The sequence below is a fragment of the Pseudomonas sp. GW823-FHT04A03 genome, from assembly GCF_058796615.1.
Map to the genome: position 1 here is coordinate 100,684 of NZ_JBXAIV010000003.1, position 16,054 is coordinate 116,737.

Consider the following 16,054-nt stretch of genomic DNA (forward strand, 5'->3'; position numbering starts at 1 on the left):
GGCGAGCGATGGGGGGATTGTAAGGACAGTTTTCAGCCCGGCCTTGTCGCCAAGCGACAACTTCTTATAGCGCAAACCCCGGATTTTCCCGGGTTTACGGCAATGCGACATATAGCGTCGCAAAGGCGCAGTTTAAACTGCCGCCAGCCATTTCAGCAGGCCTGCGAGCATATCAATTGCGAAGGGCTGGCCTGTCATACATATGTACCACCTGACACGGGATGCATTTTGCTCTGCTTGAGCTCTTTTTCGACGCTCAAGGACGCCAACGATGCCATCCACCACCGGGCAATCGCCCGCCAGTTCGCCCACGCCCGGTGCGACCGCACAAAACCCCGCTTCCCACTACGAACCGCTGGTGAAAGCGATTCCCGAATGGCTGGGCAAGGCGTCGCCCGCCCGGCGCGCCGCCTTGAAGAACAGCCATCGCGCCCTCCCCGAACCGATCAAGTCAGCACCCGTTGATCAACATCAAGCGCTCAGAAACGCCATAACGCAGCACATGACCGCGCAGAACGCCGTCGATCAAATGCTCGAACGGGTACAGAACGCCAGCACCTTCGCCGAGCCCATACTGACCGAAGCGCTGAAAACGCGTTTCAACCTGGAGTTGAACGTCAAGGAAACCTTCCTGCAGTTGTACATCCCGGTGAAGGCCGCAGGCATTACCACCGGCAACCGGACGTGGACGGTGTCGCTGCTGGACGCGGCATTGCATAACTTCGAGGTGGGCGAAACAGAAACCGGGGCCTACGCCAGCGGTTCCTCGTTCATCACCCGGCCATCCGGGTCCGGACAATTCGAGACACTGGCGCCACTTAATGCAGAGCCCGGTATTCCAGCCTTCAGCCGACTGTGCCGGGAACTGGATATCGGTGCCCGCTACAAAGCCTACCTGGAGGAAAGTCTCGCGCTCGCCAGCCCGGTGGCAGCGTCGGTGCTGCGGCACAAGGTCAATGCCGCGCAGAAAACCGCACTGCGCGCCGCACTGAAGCTGGCGCGGATGAATGGCGAAATCGGAGAAGCGAATCTGCATTCGATTGAAAGTCTGCTGGACGGAACCTCCGCGGTACTGATGAACGGTCAGCCCATGCTGTGCCACGATTTGACGATAATGTCGGTCGCACTGACCGGAATCCTGGTGTTTGCACCTGACCTTGAAAGCGCGAAAAACGCCGTTGAAGTTGTGGCCTACATACCGGACGACCCCGATCATCCGATCAAGGAATACCGCTCCACGGGCGACCTCGCACACGAACTGATCCGACAGTTGCGCGATACGGAGTACCAGCGATTCTTCAGCCGCTTCGTCGCTCACGAACAGCGTGGACAATTTTTCGGCCAGCTCAAGCAACGTTTGAGCAAAGTGCAATGGCACCCACCCCAGGCCGGCAGTCAATTACTGCCGTGGCGCGACACCCCCATCGAAAGGCCCGACCTGCAGTTCTCGGCCACCCCCATCGCCGGTGAACTCTGGGAACATCTTTATCAGCGCAAGCTGAACAAGATCCTCAGCGATGCCGCAGTGATCGCTGTTCCCACTGCCATGGTCGATCGAAATGCACGCTGGAGGCGCTGGGATTCGTTTGTGAGTGTCGCGACGTCGATCCTGGAAATCGCCGCGTTCGTCGTTCTGCCGTTCGTGCCGTTTCTGGGTGAAATGATGATGGCGTACATCACCTATCAGCTGCTCGACGAGCTTTTCACGTTCTATGTCGATTTGGCCGAAGGCCAAACCACCGAAGCCTGTGCTCACTATTTCGCTGCACTGGAATCACTGATCCAGCTGGGTGCTTTCGGGATTGGCACCAGCGTCGCCATGGCCGAACTGCCCAAGGTGCTGCCGCGCGAAGTGGTGGCATTCATGGATCGGTTTCAACCCGTGAAACTGCGCAACGGCAAAACCCTGTACTGGAAGCCGGATCTGCGCAGCTACGCCCGTGACACCATGCCGGCGGCAGGCTCCCTACCCGACGCCCAGGGTCTGCACCGGCATCAGGGTAAAAAACTGCTACCGCTGGATCAGACGCACTACGCCGTCAACGATCACGAGATACCCGGTCAACTGCGCATCGAACACCCTTCACGCACCGATACCTACGAACCTGTCGTACGACATAACGGCGAAGGGGCTTTTCACACCGAGCTGGAAAATCCGCTGCGATGGGACGCCGACACTGCGTTGCAGCGAATCGGCCACAGCGTGGCGTCGTTTACCCCGGCGCAGCGCGAACGCATTCTGAAAATCAGCGGCTACACCGAAGACGGCTTGCGCAAAATGCATGTGAATCAGGAACGCATACCGCCGCTGCTGGCCGACACTATTGAGCGTTTCAGAATCGATCAGGATTTGCAGACGTTCATCGAGCATTTGACCAGCGACGAGCCAACGGTTTATCGCAAGGCCGATCCGCTGATCCAGCTTCAATTGCTTGGCGAACAGGACTTGTGGCCAAAAACCAGAAGGCTGCGCCTGCTCAACGCCGAGGGCGCAACGCTCTGGGAGTCCTCAGATAATGTGCAGCTCCCGTTGACCGACATTTACGCTGATCGTCTGATCGACGACGACCTGCTCAAAACGCTATTGCCGACTCTCGACGAAACCGAAATCAACACCCTGCTCAATGAAGAATTCGGGCAAAAAATCGCTCTGGATGCACGCACCCGTCAACTCCGCAGCCGACTCGCGCAGCTTGCCAGACAACAGCGCCCGGCGCTGTTCGAACAACGCTATGAGTCAAGCCAGCATCGCACTACACCGCTGGTGAAACAGGTGGCGCGGCACGTACCAAAACTGCCTGTCAGGATCACCGAAGAACTCATTCACACCGCCACCGGCACCGAACTGACGCAGTTGAGTGAAGACGTGCTTCCAGAGCGTCAGCAACAGCTCTCTGAAACCGCATTGCACGAGCTACGTATCACCCGGGCTTATGAAGGACTGGAAATCGATTCTTTGCATAACCAGGATTCCGAGACTTTGGCGCTGCACAGCCTGCCGCTGCTGCCAGGCTGGTCAGACACCGTCAGCCTGGAAGTGCGTGACCAATCGTTCGCGGGAAAGCGGCTCGACACCACCGGCCCCGTGGGTGCCTTGATCGAGAAAGTCCTGGTGCGGCGAGCGGATGGTCGCTGGCAACCCTTTGACCAGGCGGGGCTCGAACTGCACGGCCCGACCGACTTCTACACCAGCGTGCTGCAAGCCCTGCCCGACGACCGACGTCAGGCGTTGAATCTGCAAATCGGCGAAGGACAAAAGCTCCGTCAGCTCATTCGCGACAATCCTCTGCCACGCGACAGCCTGCGACTCACACTGGCGGTCGAACCCTCTGCAGCTGACGACGTCGACACTTTGCGCCTGCTGGGCACTGACGGTTACTCACGCAATCTGTCACCCGATGGTTCCCCTCCGACCCTGGAAACGCGGGTGCGCGATGTTTTTCCGGGGATCACTCAAGAAGGCCTGCAGGCCATGGTGCAACGCCTGCAAAACCATCTGGAGAATCCGATCGCCGAGCTGTCACGTCTGCGCCTTGAATACGCCCGCCTGGAAAACGACCTTGATCTATGGCGTCTGAGAGATGTACGGGTCGATCCCGCAACCGGACAGGAACTGTCTATCGCCCGACGAGCTGCAGCCGCTCGTGATCGACAGCTTTTCGCCCGAACCCTGCTCAGTTGCTGGCGCCGAGAGACCACGGAACGCTTTGGCTATCGCATGCGTTTTATCGAACCCTTGCTGGGTGATCTGCCGGTGCTGACGGCCGACTTCAGCCATGTCACCAGCCTGGAACTGAGCGGCAGCGGAACATCGGCAGGTATCGAATCATTTATTGAACGCTTCCCTCGCTTATCCCGACTCGACCTGCAGAACTTCGACTTGCACACCCTGCCGCAGAGCCTCTCGACCCTGCCCGCCCTGCGCCGATTGAGGCTGCGCAAATGTGGAATCATCCTGACCCCGGAAAACCAGACGCTGCTCACTTCACTCGATGAACTGGTTGAACTGGATCTCAAGGACAACCCACTCGGAAGCAGCTTTGATTTAACCTTCCTGCCATCGCTGACCTACCTCAACCTGTCCCACACCGGGATTGCCGAAGTCCCACCCGGTTTGATCGATCACCCGCAGATCAGGAGCGCCTGGCTGACCGACAACCGGATCACCACACTGCCTGAAGCGCTGTTCGAGCTCTCACCTGCCGCGAGTGCCGGGTACGACTTTTCCGGCAATCCACTCATCGCCGCCGCACGCGAGCGGGTTAAAACCTGCTTCACCCGCACCGGTGTCAATTTTGGCGTACGCGCCGAACAGGCCGATATCACTCGCACCACGGCCCTGTTTCCAGATATCGACGAGGGCCAGGCCAGCGGCCTGATTTATCGCCTGCCCGGCTCACTGGTCCAGGGCCGCTTGCAACTGACGGCGTGGGAAACCGAGCTGGCCACGCTGAGCGCCGATCTGAATCTTTGGGCCCGAGACATTCCCGATCGCGACCCGATCAGCGGCGCGATGCTGGAAGCCAACGAACGCTTCACCGAACAGGACGCACGCGAGACGTTTGCCGGCAAGCTGCTGCGTCTGTGGCGTCACCGCTCGAAAATCCATCCGCACGCCAGGGCCGATGTCTTTACGGCCGAGGCCAAATTCATTGGCGACCTTCCGATACTGAGCGCTGACTTCAATCACATCACTGCGTTGACCCTCAACGGGAATAAAGGCTTGCGCGGTGACGCGGCGTTTCTGCGAAGTTTCTCCCGGCTCAAACGGCTGTTCTTTCGCAACGGCCAACTGGACCAACTGACCGAGACGCTCAAAAACCTGTCGACGCTGGAAGTCCTGGTGCTGGATAACTGTGGCGTGAGCCTTACCGCCGAATCACTGACAGCGCTGGCTGCCATGCCCAGACTCGAATCACTGGAGTTACCGGGCAATCCGCTGAATCTGGTGCCCGATCTGCAAACCCTGAACTCGCTGACCTACCTCGACCTTTCACGCACGGGCCTGCTGGAAGTCCCGCCTGGCCTGATCGACCACCCGACGCTCAAGACCGCGATTCTCAGTGAAAACCAGATCACCGAATTACCCGAGAGCCTGTTTGAATTATCGGCTCAGGCCGGTGACGGCTACGACCTCTCGAACAATCCATTGAGCGCTGGCACTCGCGAGCGGATCAAACAATATAACCGCGAGACCGGGCAGGATTTCGCCGTACTCGCCGACCTTGCAGATATAGAAACCACCCAGCAGCTGTTTCCCGACCTCGACGCGCAAGACGCCAGCGATGTGTTCTACAGCTTGCCGGGCTCGATCGAACATGGCCGAAGCCAGCTGCGGCACTGGCAGGCAGAAATCCGTCAACTGAATGCCGACCTTGCATGGTGGGCAGCGGCAGGGCCAAGTATTCATCCGGACACCGGGCAGGTGCTCAACCCACGGCAGGTCTTCGTGATGCAGACCAACAGAAAGCTGTTTGCCCAACGGATCGAAGAACTGTGGCGCTTCCGGTTTGCCGAAAAAGTCACGCAGAGGGGCAATGTGCTGATCGCAGAGCTGCCCTTCATTGGCGATTTACCGGTGCTGTCGGCTGACTTCAGCCACATCGCCGAACTGACCCTGGACGGCAATCCTGCCCTGAGCGGCATCGATGCTTTTCTTTCGTCCTTCACCGGCCTGCGCCATCTGGAACTGCACGAGTTCAAACTGGAGCAAGTGCCCGAAGCTTGCGAACGCATGCCGCTGCTGGAGCGTCTGGTGCTGGAGTACTGCGAGCTGACCCTGACGCCACCAACTCAGGCCCGCCTGTCATCCATGAGCCGTTTGCAGTTCCTCAATCTGAGCCACAACCCGCTGGGCACTGCACCCGAGTTGAAGACCTTGCCGGCACTGACTCACGTGCGCCTGATCGACACCGGGATCTCCCATCTGCCAGAAGGCCTGGTCGAACACCCGACACTGATCATGGCCAACTTCGAACACAACCGGATCAGCGAGCTCCCCGACAGCCTGCTCGATCGCCCCGCGCTGTCACCCAACCAATTCATGCTCGGCGAAAACCCGTTGTCACCCGCCACTCGCGAGCGGATCAAGACCCGCTACCAGCACAACCGGCAAAACTTCGGGGTGTCGATGCCGACGGCGGACATCGACCGTGTGCGCCTTTTGTTTCCAGCCCTCGACGCGGAACAAGCCAATCGACTGTTGTATTTGCTGCCGGGAACAGTCGATCAGGGTCGCCTTCAAATCGATCAGTGGGAAACGCAATGGCAGCAACTCGAAACAACCCTCAACCGTTGGGTCAGTGAGATTCCCGAACAACATCCGTCGACCGGCACGCCACTCACGGATGAGGAAAAAATCGTTGAACGCACCGGCCGCGATCAATATCGCCGTGACCTGCAAGCGTTCTGGCGCGCCCGCTCGACTGCACAACCGGAGATGCGATCCGACAGGTTGATCCTCAATCTCCCCTTCATCGGCGAGCTGCCATCACTGAGCGCTGACTTCAGCCATGTCACCAAACTGTCGATCACCGGCAACGCCCAATTGCGCGCCGGCGATGGTTTCTTCGGTGTTTTCACAGGGCTGAAAACCCTGGAGCTGCGTGACCTCGGACTGCAGCAAATGCCCGAATCATTCCGACGAATGCCCAACCTGGAAAGCCTGGTATTGAGCAACTGCGCGGTGGTGCTGGATACCGATGGCCGTGCCACCCTCGCCTCGCTGACACGCTTGAAGAAACTCGATCTTTACAACAATCCGCTGGGACTGGCGCCGGACATCCGTTCCTTGCCGGCGCTGGATTTTCTCGATCTGGCCGGCACCGCGATCAGCGAAATTCCCGACGGAATGATCAACCATCCGGAACTGGAAATCGTCATCCTCAACAACAATCGCATCAACGAAATTCCAGACGACGTTTTCAAACTGCCGGCAGAAATTGGTAACGGTTACGACTTTGGCAACAACCCCCTGAGCCCCGCGACGCGCGAGCGGGTCAAGGATTACTTCCGGCGCACCGGGGGTGATCTGGGTGTGCTTGCCGAAGAGGCAGATCGGGCTCGGGTACAGACGCTTTATCCGGCGCTGGACAATGATCAGGCCAGCACCTTCCTCTATCGCCTGAGTGGCACGTTGGCCGATGGCCGTCAGGAAGTCGCGAGACGGGAAGTTGCACTGAGCGATCTCACTCGCAGTCTCGCTCGATGGAGCAGCGATATTCCTGCAAATACGCTCGACGGCCAGCCGCTGCCGGAAACCGAGCGACTGCGTCAGGAGCAACTGCGTGCGCAATTCGCCGAAGCACTGCTGACCTGTTGGCGGCAGATACCGATGGAGGATTCGAGTCTCGACAGTTACGGGTTCAGCCACACCGTGAGCTTCATCGGCGAACTGCCGACACTCGGCGCCCCATTCCCCTACGTGCCAGACCTTTACCTGGTGGGTGACGGCCACTCATCACGACTCGGGCGCTTCCTCGAAGCCTTTCCCGGCCTGGACAGCCTGGCCATTCGCGAATGCAATCTGGGCGATATTCCCGAGGACATTTTCACCATGAGTCAGCTGACGGCGCTGAGCCTGCCCGACTGCGAAATCAGCCTGACGCCTGAATCGGTAGCAGCACTGGCGGGCATGGACAAACTCGAGGTGCTCAACCTGCGCGACAACCCGCTGGGGCTGACGCCGGACGTCAGCAACCTGCATGGCCTGACCGACCTCGACCTGAGCGATACCGGAATCACCGAAATACCGCGAGGCGCATTGGAAAACCTGCACTGGAACGAGATTGATCTGTCCGGCAATGCGATCACAGACGTGCCGGAAGAAATCATGGATGTGCCCGCGGCAGTCGGCGACCGCTACGACTTGCGCGATAACCCGTTGTCGACCGAGAGCAAAGCAAGAATCCGGGCGTACTATCACGAAACCGGCAATAACCTGAACGTCGCCGGTATCGACGATACGCCGCGCCCGGCTGAAATGAGGCTTGATCTGGAAATCGAAGACTGACCGATACAGCGCCATGGCAGCCAATGCCATGGCGTGGCTGGCGAGGAATCAACCGCGCTCTGGCGGCACCGACGACAGTTCGAAAGGACTGCTGCTGCGCCGCTGATTGCGGTCCTCCCGCGGCGTGGCGCCGAAGAAGTTGCGATAGGCGCTGGAGAAATGCGGCCCCGAGGAGAAACCGCAGGACAGGCCGATCTGGATGATTGACTTGCTGGTTTGCATCAACATCTGCCGGGCCTTGTTCAGGCGCAGCTCCAGGTAGTACTGGCTCGGCACGCGGTTGAGGTATTGCTTGAAGATCCGCTCCAGCTGGCGACGGGATACGCACACATGCTGAGCGATTTCGTCGGTGGTCAGCGGCTCTTCGATGTTGGCTTCCATCAGCAGCACCGCCTGGGTGAGCTTCGGATGGCTGGAGCCGAGGCGGTTCTGCAACGGAATGCGCTGACGCTCGCCACCTTCGCGGATGCGCTCGACCACCAGTTCTTCGGAAACCGCACCGGCCAGTTCCGCACCGTGATCGCGGGCCAGTACGGCCAGCAGCAAATCGAGTACCGACATGCCGCCGCACGCGGTCAGCCGATCGCGATCCCAGTCGAACAGATGGCTGGTGGCGATGACTTTCGGAAAGCGCTCGGCGAAATCGTCCTGCCAGCGCCAGTGCACCGCCGCGCGGTAGCCGTCGAGCAGACCGAGTTGCGCCAGCGGGTACACACCGGCCGACAGACCGCCGATCACACAACCGGCGCGCACCAGTTGCTTGAGCGCGCTGCTGAGTGCCGGCGCCAACGTGGTCGGTGGCTCATCGGCGAGCAGGAACAGTTTCTGGAAGTTTTCGAGCTTGCCGGCCCAGGGTTCGCCGGGCAGTTGCCATTCACCTTCGGTTGGTGCTTCGGCCTGCAGGAACGACAACTCGTAAACCACGTCCGGATGCACACGCTGGGCAACACGCAAGGCCTCCTCCGCCAGCGCCAAAGTCAGAGCTTTAGTGCTGGGCCAAATCAGGAAACCAATTCGATGGGCAGTCATGGCGGGCGATCCGAAACGTAAACAGAGGGAAAAACCGAAATCGGCTGCAACCAAATTAGACCATCTGGCGCGCTGCGCAGCATGACCTAATTTGGTGCATAACGGGAGCGATTACTTGAGGCTGCCCGAGAGGAATTGTTGCAAACGTTCCGATTGCGGATTGACCAGCACTTCACGCGGGTTGCCGCTTTCTTCGACGACGCCTTTGTGCAGGAACACCAGCTGGTTCGACACTTCACGGGCGAAGCCCATTTCGTGGGTCACCACCACCATGGTGCGGCCTTCCTGAGCGAGAGCCTGCATGACTTTCAGCACGTCGCCGACCAGTTCCGGGTCGAGGGCCGAAGTCGGTTCGTCGAACAGCATCACCTCAGGTTCCATCGCCAGCGCACGGGCGATCGCCACACGCTGCTGCTCGCCACCGGACATGTGCCCCGGGAACGCATCCTTACGATGAGCCACGCCGACCTTGTTCAGGTAGTGCTCGGCTTTCTCGCGGGCTTCGGCCTTGGACACGCCCAGCACGTGAACCGGCGCTTCCATGATGTTTTCCAGCGCGGTCATGTGCGACCACAGGTTGAAGTGCTGGAACACCATCGACAGGCGCGAACGCATGCGTTGCAGCTGTTTCGGATCAGCGGCTTTCAGCGCGCCGTCCTTGTTCGCTACCAGCTTCAACTCTTCGTTGTTGAGCAGGATCTTGCCCGCGTGCGGCTGCTCGAGCAGGTTGATGCAGCGCAGGAAAGTACTTTTGCCGGAGCCACTGGAGCCGATGATGCTGATCACATCGCCGGCGGCCGCTTTCAGGGAAACGCCCTTGAGCACTTCGTGACTGCCATAGCGTTTATGCAGGTCTTGGACTTCAAGTTTGTACATGCGGTCGGTTCTCACAAAAACAGTCAGTCGTTGAGCAAAGGGCCGTCGCGCAGCGCATCGCGCCCCGCCACTTTGGCCAGCCAGAAACCGGGTTGGGCGTAACGCAGCCGCTCAATGGCAAACAGCACCCCGGACGTACCAGCACACACCGTGCTGACCCGATCCGACAGCGGATCGATCACTTCGAAAATCTTGTCACCGGCTTCAACCCACTCGCCGGGCTTGCGCAGAAAACTCACCACGCCAGGATGCGGCGGCAGGAGCAATTCGGTGCCCTCGAACGGCATGCCTTCGCACGGCTCGTGTGCCGCGTTCGGCCATTCGCCACGGATCAGGCCCTGCTCGGCGAGGAACGCCAGAATGCCTTCAGCCCAGGCTTCGGCCTGCGCCGGCGTGGTGTCAGCCTGACCGCCGAGTTCAACGGTGGTTGCCAGGCACGCCAGTGGAATCTGCGCGTCCGGGAACAGGCGCGACAGACGCAGCCACGGCAACGAGCAAGCTTCGTCGAACGAGCTGCCACCGGAATCTTCCGCCAGCAGGCCGACTTTCACATCGAGGTGCGCGGCGAGCGAACGCCACTGCGGCCAGTGCTGTGGCAAGGCGTACATGTGCAGCGCGGCTTCGCAGTCGCAATGCAAGTCCAGCACCACATCGGCGGTGGCGGCATGTTGCAGCAGGATGCGCTGCATACCTTGCAACTGGCTGCTGGCCTCGGGCAATGCGGCCAGGTGATCGGCCATCGCCTGACGGATCAGACGGATGTTGGCGTGCGGATCATCACCGAGTTGTCCTTCCAGCTTGGCGGCCACGGGGGCGCTGAGCTCGACGAAATCACGGTTGAAGTTCTTGCCGCTGCCGGCCTCGAAACGACCCTGATGGTTGCCTTGCAGCAACTGACCGAGACCCAGCGGGTTGGCCACGGGCACCAGTTCGATGACGCCGTTGAGCAGGCCCTTGGCTTCGAGTTCGCCGAGGCGTTTTTTCAGTTCCCAGGCGGTGCGCATGCCGGGCAGTTCGTCAGCGTGGAGGCTGGCCTGGATGTAGGCCTTGCGCTCGCCGCTCCCGAAGCGGAACACCGAAATCCGGCGCTCGCTGCCCAGGTGGCTCCACGGCAGAACGTGATCGATGCGTTCCATATCAGTGCTTCCTCGGGGCCAGGTAGCTCAGCCAGCGACGCTCGGCCAGCTTGAACAGGCGCACCAGAATGAAGGTTAGGCACAGGTAGAACACGCCGGCGGTGATGTACGCCTCGAACGGCAGATAGAACTGCGCGTTGACGGTACGGGCCGCGCCGGTGATGTCGATCAGGGTCACGATGGACGCCAGACTGGTGGTCTGCAGCATCATGATCACTTCGTTGCTGTACTGCGGCAGCGCCCGGCGCAGGGCCGATGGCAGCAGGATGCGCTTGTACATCTTGAAACGCGACATGCCCATGGCCTTCGCGGCTTCGATCTCGCCGTTCGGCGTGGCCTTCAGGCTGCCGGCGATGATTTCGGCGGTATAGGCGCTGGTGTTGATCGCAAACGCCAGGCACGCACAGAACGTTGCGCTGGACAGCCACGGCCAGAGGAAGCTTTCACGCACGGCTTCGAACTGGGCCAGACCGTAGTAGATCAGGAACAGCTGAACCAGCATCGGCGTACCGCGAATCACGTAGGTGTAGAGCCAGGCTGCGCCATTGACCACGGCGTTCTTGGACACACGCATCAGCCCCAGCGGCAGGGCCGCGAGCAGACCGAAGAACAGCGACAGCGCGAGCAACTTGAGGGTGGTGACCAGACCGCCGAGGTACAGCGGCAGGGCCTCCCAAATGACGTTGTAGTCGAAGATCATAGATCAGCCGCCCTTACGCCTACCGAGTAGCGCTTCTCAAGGTGACGCAGCGCCAGCAACGAGACACTGGTGATCACCAGGTACATCGCCGCCACTGCGAGGAAGAAGGTGAAAGGCTCGCGGGTGGCGTCGGCCGCCTGCTTGGCCTTGAACATCATGTCTTGCAGACCGACCACGGAAATCAGCGCGGTGGCCTTGGTCAGCACCAGCCAGTTGTTGGTGAAGCCCGGAATCGCCAGACGGATCATCTGCGGCACCAGCACCCGGAAGAACACCTGGAAGCTGCTCATGCCGTACGCCATGCCGGCTTCGGCCTGACCTTTGGGGATCGCCATGAACGCGCCGCGGAAGGTTTCCGACAGGTACGCACCGAAGATGAAACCGAGGGTGCCGATACCGGCGGCCAGCGGGTTCAGGTCGATGTAGTCGTCATAGCCGAGCATCGGTGCGACGCGGTTGAGCAGGTCCTGACCGCCGTAGAAGATCAGCAGGATCAGCACCAGGTCGGGAATCCCGCGAATCACCGTGGAATACAGATCGCCCAGCCACGCCAGCCAGCGCACCGGCGACAGGCGCAACGCGACGCCGATCAGCCCTAGAACGATGGCCAGGGCCATGGACGACAAGGCGAGCTGAAGCGTCAGCCAAGCGCCATCGAGGATGACAGCCCCGTAGCCTTTCAACATGATTCAGGTCCTCGAAAGTTGGGATGAAAAAATGGCGCAAACCGCAGAGATCCTGTTGCTTGCGCCATTTCGGACGGGTCGAGCGACGTCTTTACTTGCCGTAAATGTCGAAGTCGAAGTACTTGTCCTGGATTTGCTTGTACTTGCCGTTTTCGCGGATGGCCGCGATGGCGGTGTTGATCTTGTCTTTCAGGGCGTCGCCCTTGCGCACTGCGATACCTACGCCGTCGCCGAAGTATTTGACGTCGGTGAACGCCGGGCCCACGAACGCGAAGCCTTTGCCGGCGTCGGTTTTCAGGAAGCCGTCATTCAACAGCGTAGCGTCCGCCACGGTGCCGTCGAGGCGGCCGGCGGCCACGTCGAGGTAGATTTCGTTCTGCGAGCCGTACGGCTTGATCTCGGCACCCAGCGGGGCCAGGACTTCGCGGGCGAAGCGCTCGTGGATCGAACCACGTTGTACGCCGATGTTCTTGCCTTTCAGCTCAGCCAGACCTTCGCTGACCTGAGTGCCTTCCTTCATCACGAGGCGGGCTGGGGTGTTGTAGTACTTGTTGGTGAAGTCCACGGACTTCTTGCGGTCGTCAGTGATCGACATGGACGACAAGATCGCGTCGATCTTGCGCACTTTCAGTGCCGGGATCAGACCGTCGAACTCTTGCTCGACCCACTGGCACTTGACCTTCATTTCTTCGCACAGCGCGTTGCCGATGTCGTAGTCGAAACCGACGATGCTGCCGTCCGGCGCTTTGGAGGCGAATGGAGGGTAAGCCGCTTCGATACCGATTTTCAGAGGCTTTTCATCGGCGAATGTCGGCAGGGACAGCACGGACAGTGCCAGGGCGCCAAGCAGCACAAGTTTCTTCATCTTGGGACTCCATCGGTAAAGGGCAAAAACGGCAGAGTGAGCGACAGCCCAATATGCGAATGGGTGTAACGAAATCGGTTGCTGCGTGCGTGGGACATTTCCAGTCAAAACCGCGAAGGCTTCAACGAAAGCCACGACGAGCGAGTGATCGGCATTCTAACGACAGGCCCGAAGCCGATATTTCTTCAATGCGACAACTAATTACAGATGCACCGAGAAACCCGCTTGAGCACATTGACAGCTCCGCAATTTCATGCAAGAGCGAAAGACAGTGAACCGATCTATGCTGCAAATTGCGGGCCTATTATTCGCAAACCCTTCTAATCCGGCAAGCGCGGGGTTATGTCTTATTTTTCACCGGGGGTTTTGAGGCCCGAAAACGGGGCAATGCGTTTCCGGACGCCCCGTTGCGGAGCAGGCGGTTACACATTCAGTTACTTGAAGGTCGACGGGTAACAGTGGGAACGGGCTGACGGAGCAATTCGATAATTATTGGTTGCAGATCACCCACGCCCTGCCCCCCCCTAACTGATCGTTCCCACGCTCCGCGTGGGAATGCAGCCCGGGACGCTCCGCGTCCCAAGAGCGGACGCAGAGCGTCCAGGGAGGCGTTACCACGCGGAGCGTGGGAACGATCACGCCACAAATGAAAAAGCCCCGCCCGGCGCAATGCCGGACGGGGCTTTTCTTTATCCAGACCCGCCGCTTACGCGACGTTCATGGTCTTGTGCGTATCGATCAGATGCTGCACCACACCCGGATCGGCCAAGGTGGAGATGTCGCCCAGGCCTTCGTATTCGGCGGTAGCGATCTTGCGCAGGATGCGGCGCATGATCTTGCCCGAACGGGTCTTCGGCAGCCCCGGCGCCCACTGGATCACGTCCGGCGAAGCGATCGGGCCGATCTCCTTGCGCACCCAGTTCTTCAGTTCCAGGCGCAGTTGCTCGCTCGGCTCTTCGCCATTTTTCAGGGTGACGTAGACATAAATGCCCTGCCCCTTGATGTCATGCGGCACACCGACCACCGCCGCTTCGGCGACTTTCGGGTGAGCGACCATCGCGCTTTCGATCTCGGCAGTGCCCATGCGGTGGCCGGACACGTTGAGCACGTCGTCCACGCGACCGGTGATCCAGTAGTAACCGTCGGCATCGCGACGGGCGCCGTCACCGGTGAAGTACATGCCACGGAAGGTCTTGAAGTAGGTGTCGACGAAACGATCGTGATCGCCGTACAGGGTGCGCGCCTGACCTGGCCACGAATCGAGAATCACCAGATTGCCTTCGGCCTCGCCCTCGATGATGTTGCCGAGGTTGTCCACCAGCGCCGGCACCACACCGAAGAACGGACGTGCGGCCGAACCCGGTTTGAGCGCATGAGCGCCTGGCAGCGGGCTCATCATGTTGCCGCCGGTTTCGGTCTGCCACCAGGTATCGACGATCGGGCAACGGGACTTGCCGACGTTCTTGTAGTACCAGTCCCAGGCTTCCGGGTTAATCGGCTCGCCGACCGAACCGAGCAGACGCAGGCTGCTGCCGTCCGCGCCTTCAACAGCGGCGGTGCCGGAGGCCATCATCGCGCGGATCGCGGTCGGCGCGGTGTAGAGGATGTTGACCTTGTGCTTGTCGACGATCTTCGCCACCCGGGTGATGTCCGGATAGTTCGGCACGCCTTCGAACAGCAGCGTGGTCGCGCCGTTGGCCAGCGGGCCGTAGACGATGTAGCTGTGACCGGTGACCCAGCCGACGTCGGCGGTGCACCAGTAGATTTCGCCCGGACGGTAGTCGAACACGCGCTCGTGAGTCATGGCCGCGTACAACAGATAGCCGCCGGTGGTGTGCTGCACGCCCTTCGGCTTGCCGGTGGAGCCGGAGGTATAAAGGATGAACAGCGCTTCTTCGGCGCCCATCTCTTTCGGCGCGCAGACAGTGCCTGCCACTTTCATCAGGTCTTCGTACCAGATGTCGCGATGCTGGTTCCACTTGATGTCGCCGCCGGTGCGCTTGCACACGATGACTTTCTGGATGCTGCTGGTTTCCGGGTTGGTCAGGGCGTCATCGACGTTGGCCTTGAGGGAAATCTTCTTGCCGGCACGGATGCCTTCGTCAGCGGTGATCACCACTTTCGAGCGGCAGTCGATGATGCGACCGGCCAGGGCTTCCGGCGAGAAACCGCCGAACACCACCGAGTGAATCGCGCCGATCCGGGTGCAGGCCAGCATGGCGACCACGGCTTCGGGGATCATCGGCATATAAATGGTCACCACGTCGCCGCGGTGCACGTCCTGGCCACGCAGGGCGTTGGCGAGTTTGCACACTTGTTCGTGCAGTTCGCGGTAGGTGATGTTGCGGCTTTCGGAAGGATCGTCGCCTTCCCAGATGATCGCAACCTGATCGCCGCGCTCGGCCAGATGACGGTCGAGGCAGTTGTAGGAAACGTTCAGGGTGCCGTCGGCAAACCACTTGATGTCGACATGGTGATCGTCGAACGAAGTCTGTTTCACCGTGGTGAAAGGCTTGATCCAGTCGAGGCGCTTGGCTTGTTCACGCCAGAAGCCGTCAGGGTTGACGACCGACTGTTGGTACATGGCTTTGTAGGTCGCCTCGTCGGTCAGCGTATTGGCCAGAACCTCGGGACGAACGGGATACAGGGAAGCCGCACTCATCTTTCCTACCTCGGTGTAATAGTTGTTTTTGTATGACCCTGTTGTAGCCGGGGCGCCCGTATAGAACCATTCGACGATGGTAGTAACAA

Annotated in this window: 8 protein-coding genes; 1 reads left to right on the top strand and 7 read right to left on the bottom strand. The window is 60.0% G+C overall.

The features are described 5' to 3' along the window. The first annotated feature begins 271 nt into the window (after nucleotides 1–271). Entirely contained in the window at nucleotides 272–8,011 is a 7,740-nt protein-coding gene (locus AC1Q9F_RS10240) for a dermonecrotic toxin domain-containing protein (protein WP_492619984.1), read from the top strand. Nucleotides 8,012–8,059: 48 nt separating this feature from the next. On the opposite strand, the gene argR is transcribed toward AC1Q9F_RS10240, so the two are convergent. The 7 genes from argR to acs all read right to left on the bottom strand — a co-directional run bounded on the left by argR (nucleotide 8,060) and on the right by acs (nucleotide 15,965). Next, nucleotides 8,060–9,040, bottom strand: coding sequence for a transcriptional regulator ArgR (gene argR, locus AC1Q9F_RS10245; protein ID WP_085709719.1), 981 nt, complete (start codon nucleotides 9,038–9,040; stop codon nucleotides 8,060–8,062). Between the two features lie 111 nt (nucleotides 9,041–9,151). Next, the gene (locus AC1Q9F_RS10250) at nucleotides 9,152–9,916 is read right to left on the bottom strand and encodes an ABC transporter ATP-binding protein (protein WP_003227281.1); all 765 of its coding nucleotides are present in this window, start codon (nucleotides 9,914–9,916) and stop codon (nucleotides 9,152–9,154) included. A 23-nt stretch (nucleotides 9,917–9,939) separates the two neighbouring features. Further along, nucleotides 9,940–11,052 (bottom strand): succinylglutamate desuccinylase/aspartoacylase family protein, encoded by a 1,113-nt coding sequence (locus tag AC1Q9F_RS10255; protein WP_207983696.1) that lies wholly within the window; start codon nucleotides 11,050–11,052, stop codon nucleotides 9,940–9,942. Between the two features lies 1 nt (nucleotide 11,053). Beyond that, nucleotides 11,054–11,752, bottom strand: coding sequence for an ABC transporter permease (locus AC1Q9F_RS10260; RefSeq protein WP_007951062.1), 699 nt, complete (start codon nucleotides 11,750–11,752; stop codon nucleotides 11,054–11,056). Then, nucleotides 11,749–12,438 (bottom strand): ABC transporter permease, encoded by a 690-nt coding sequence (locus tag AC1Q9F_RS10265; RefSeq protein WP_007951063.1) that lies wholly within the window; start codon nucleotides 12,436–12,438, stop codon nucleotides 11,749–11,751. The genes AC1Q9F_RS10260 and AC1Q9F_RS10265 overlap by 4 nt, the downstream gene beginning before the upstream one ends. 91 nt (nucleotides 12,439–12,529) lie before the next feature. Beyond that, the gene (locus AC1Q9F_RS10270) at nucleotides 12,530–13,303 is read right to left on the bottom strand and encodes an ABC transporter substrate-binding protein (RefSeq protein WP_249482421.1); all 774 of its coding nucleotides are present in this window, start codon (nucleotides 13,301–13,303) and stop codon (nucleotides 12,530–12,532) included. Between the two features lie 706 nt (nucleotides 13,304–14,009). Further along, on the bottom strand, nucleotides 14,010–15,965 hold the full coding sequence (gene acs / locus AC1Q9F_RS10275) for an acetate--CoA ligase (RefSeq protein ID WP_007951065.1): 1,956 nt from the start codon (nucleotides 15,963–15,965) through the stop codon (nucleotides 14,010–14,012). Between the last annotated feature and the right edge of the window lie 89 nt (nucleotides 15,966–16,054).

Coding starts and splice junctions, on each gene's coding strand:
- AC1Q9F_RS10240 (WP_492619984.1), top strand. CDS start 272: ATGCCATCCACCACCGGGCAATCGCCCGCCAGTTCGCCCACGCCCGGT.
- argR (WP_085709719.1), bottom strand. CDS start 9,040: ATGACTGCCCATCGAATTGGTTTCCTGATTTGGCCCAGCACTAAAGCT.
- AC1Q9F_RS10250 (WP_003227281.1), bottom strand. CDS start 9,916: ATGTACAAACTTGAAGTCCAAGACCTGCATAAACGCTATGGCAGTCAC.
- AC1Q9F_RS10255 (WP_207983696.1), bottom strand. CDS start 11,052: ATGGAACGCATCGATCACGTTCTGCCGTGGAGCCACCTGGGCAGCGAG.
- AC1Q9F_RS10260 (WP_007951062.1), bottom strand. CDS start 11,752: ATGATCTTCGACTACAACGTCATTTGGGAGGCCCTGCCGCTGTACCTC.
- AC1Q9F_RS10265 (WP_007951063.1), bottom strand. CDS start 12,438: ATGTTGAAAGGCTACGGGGCTGTCATCCTCGATGGCGCTTGGCTGACG.
- AC1Q9F_RS10270 (WP_249482421.1), bottom strand. CDS start 13,303: ATGAAGAAACTTGTGCTGCTTGGCGCCCTGGCACTGTCCGTGCTGTCC.
- acs (WP_007951065.1), bottom strand. CDS start 15,965: ATGAGTGCGGCTTCCCTGTATCCCGTTCGTCCCGAGGTTCTGGCCAAT.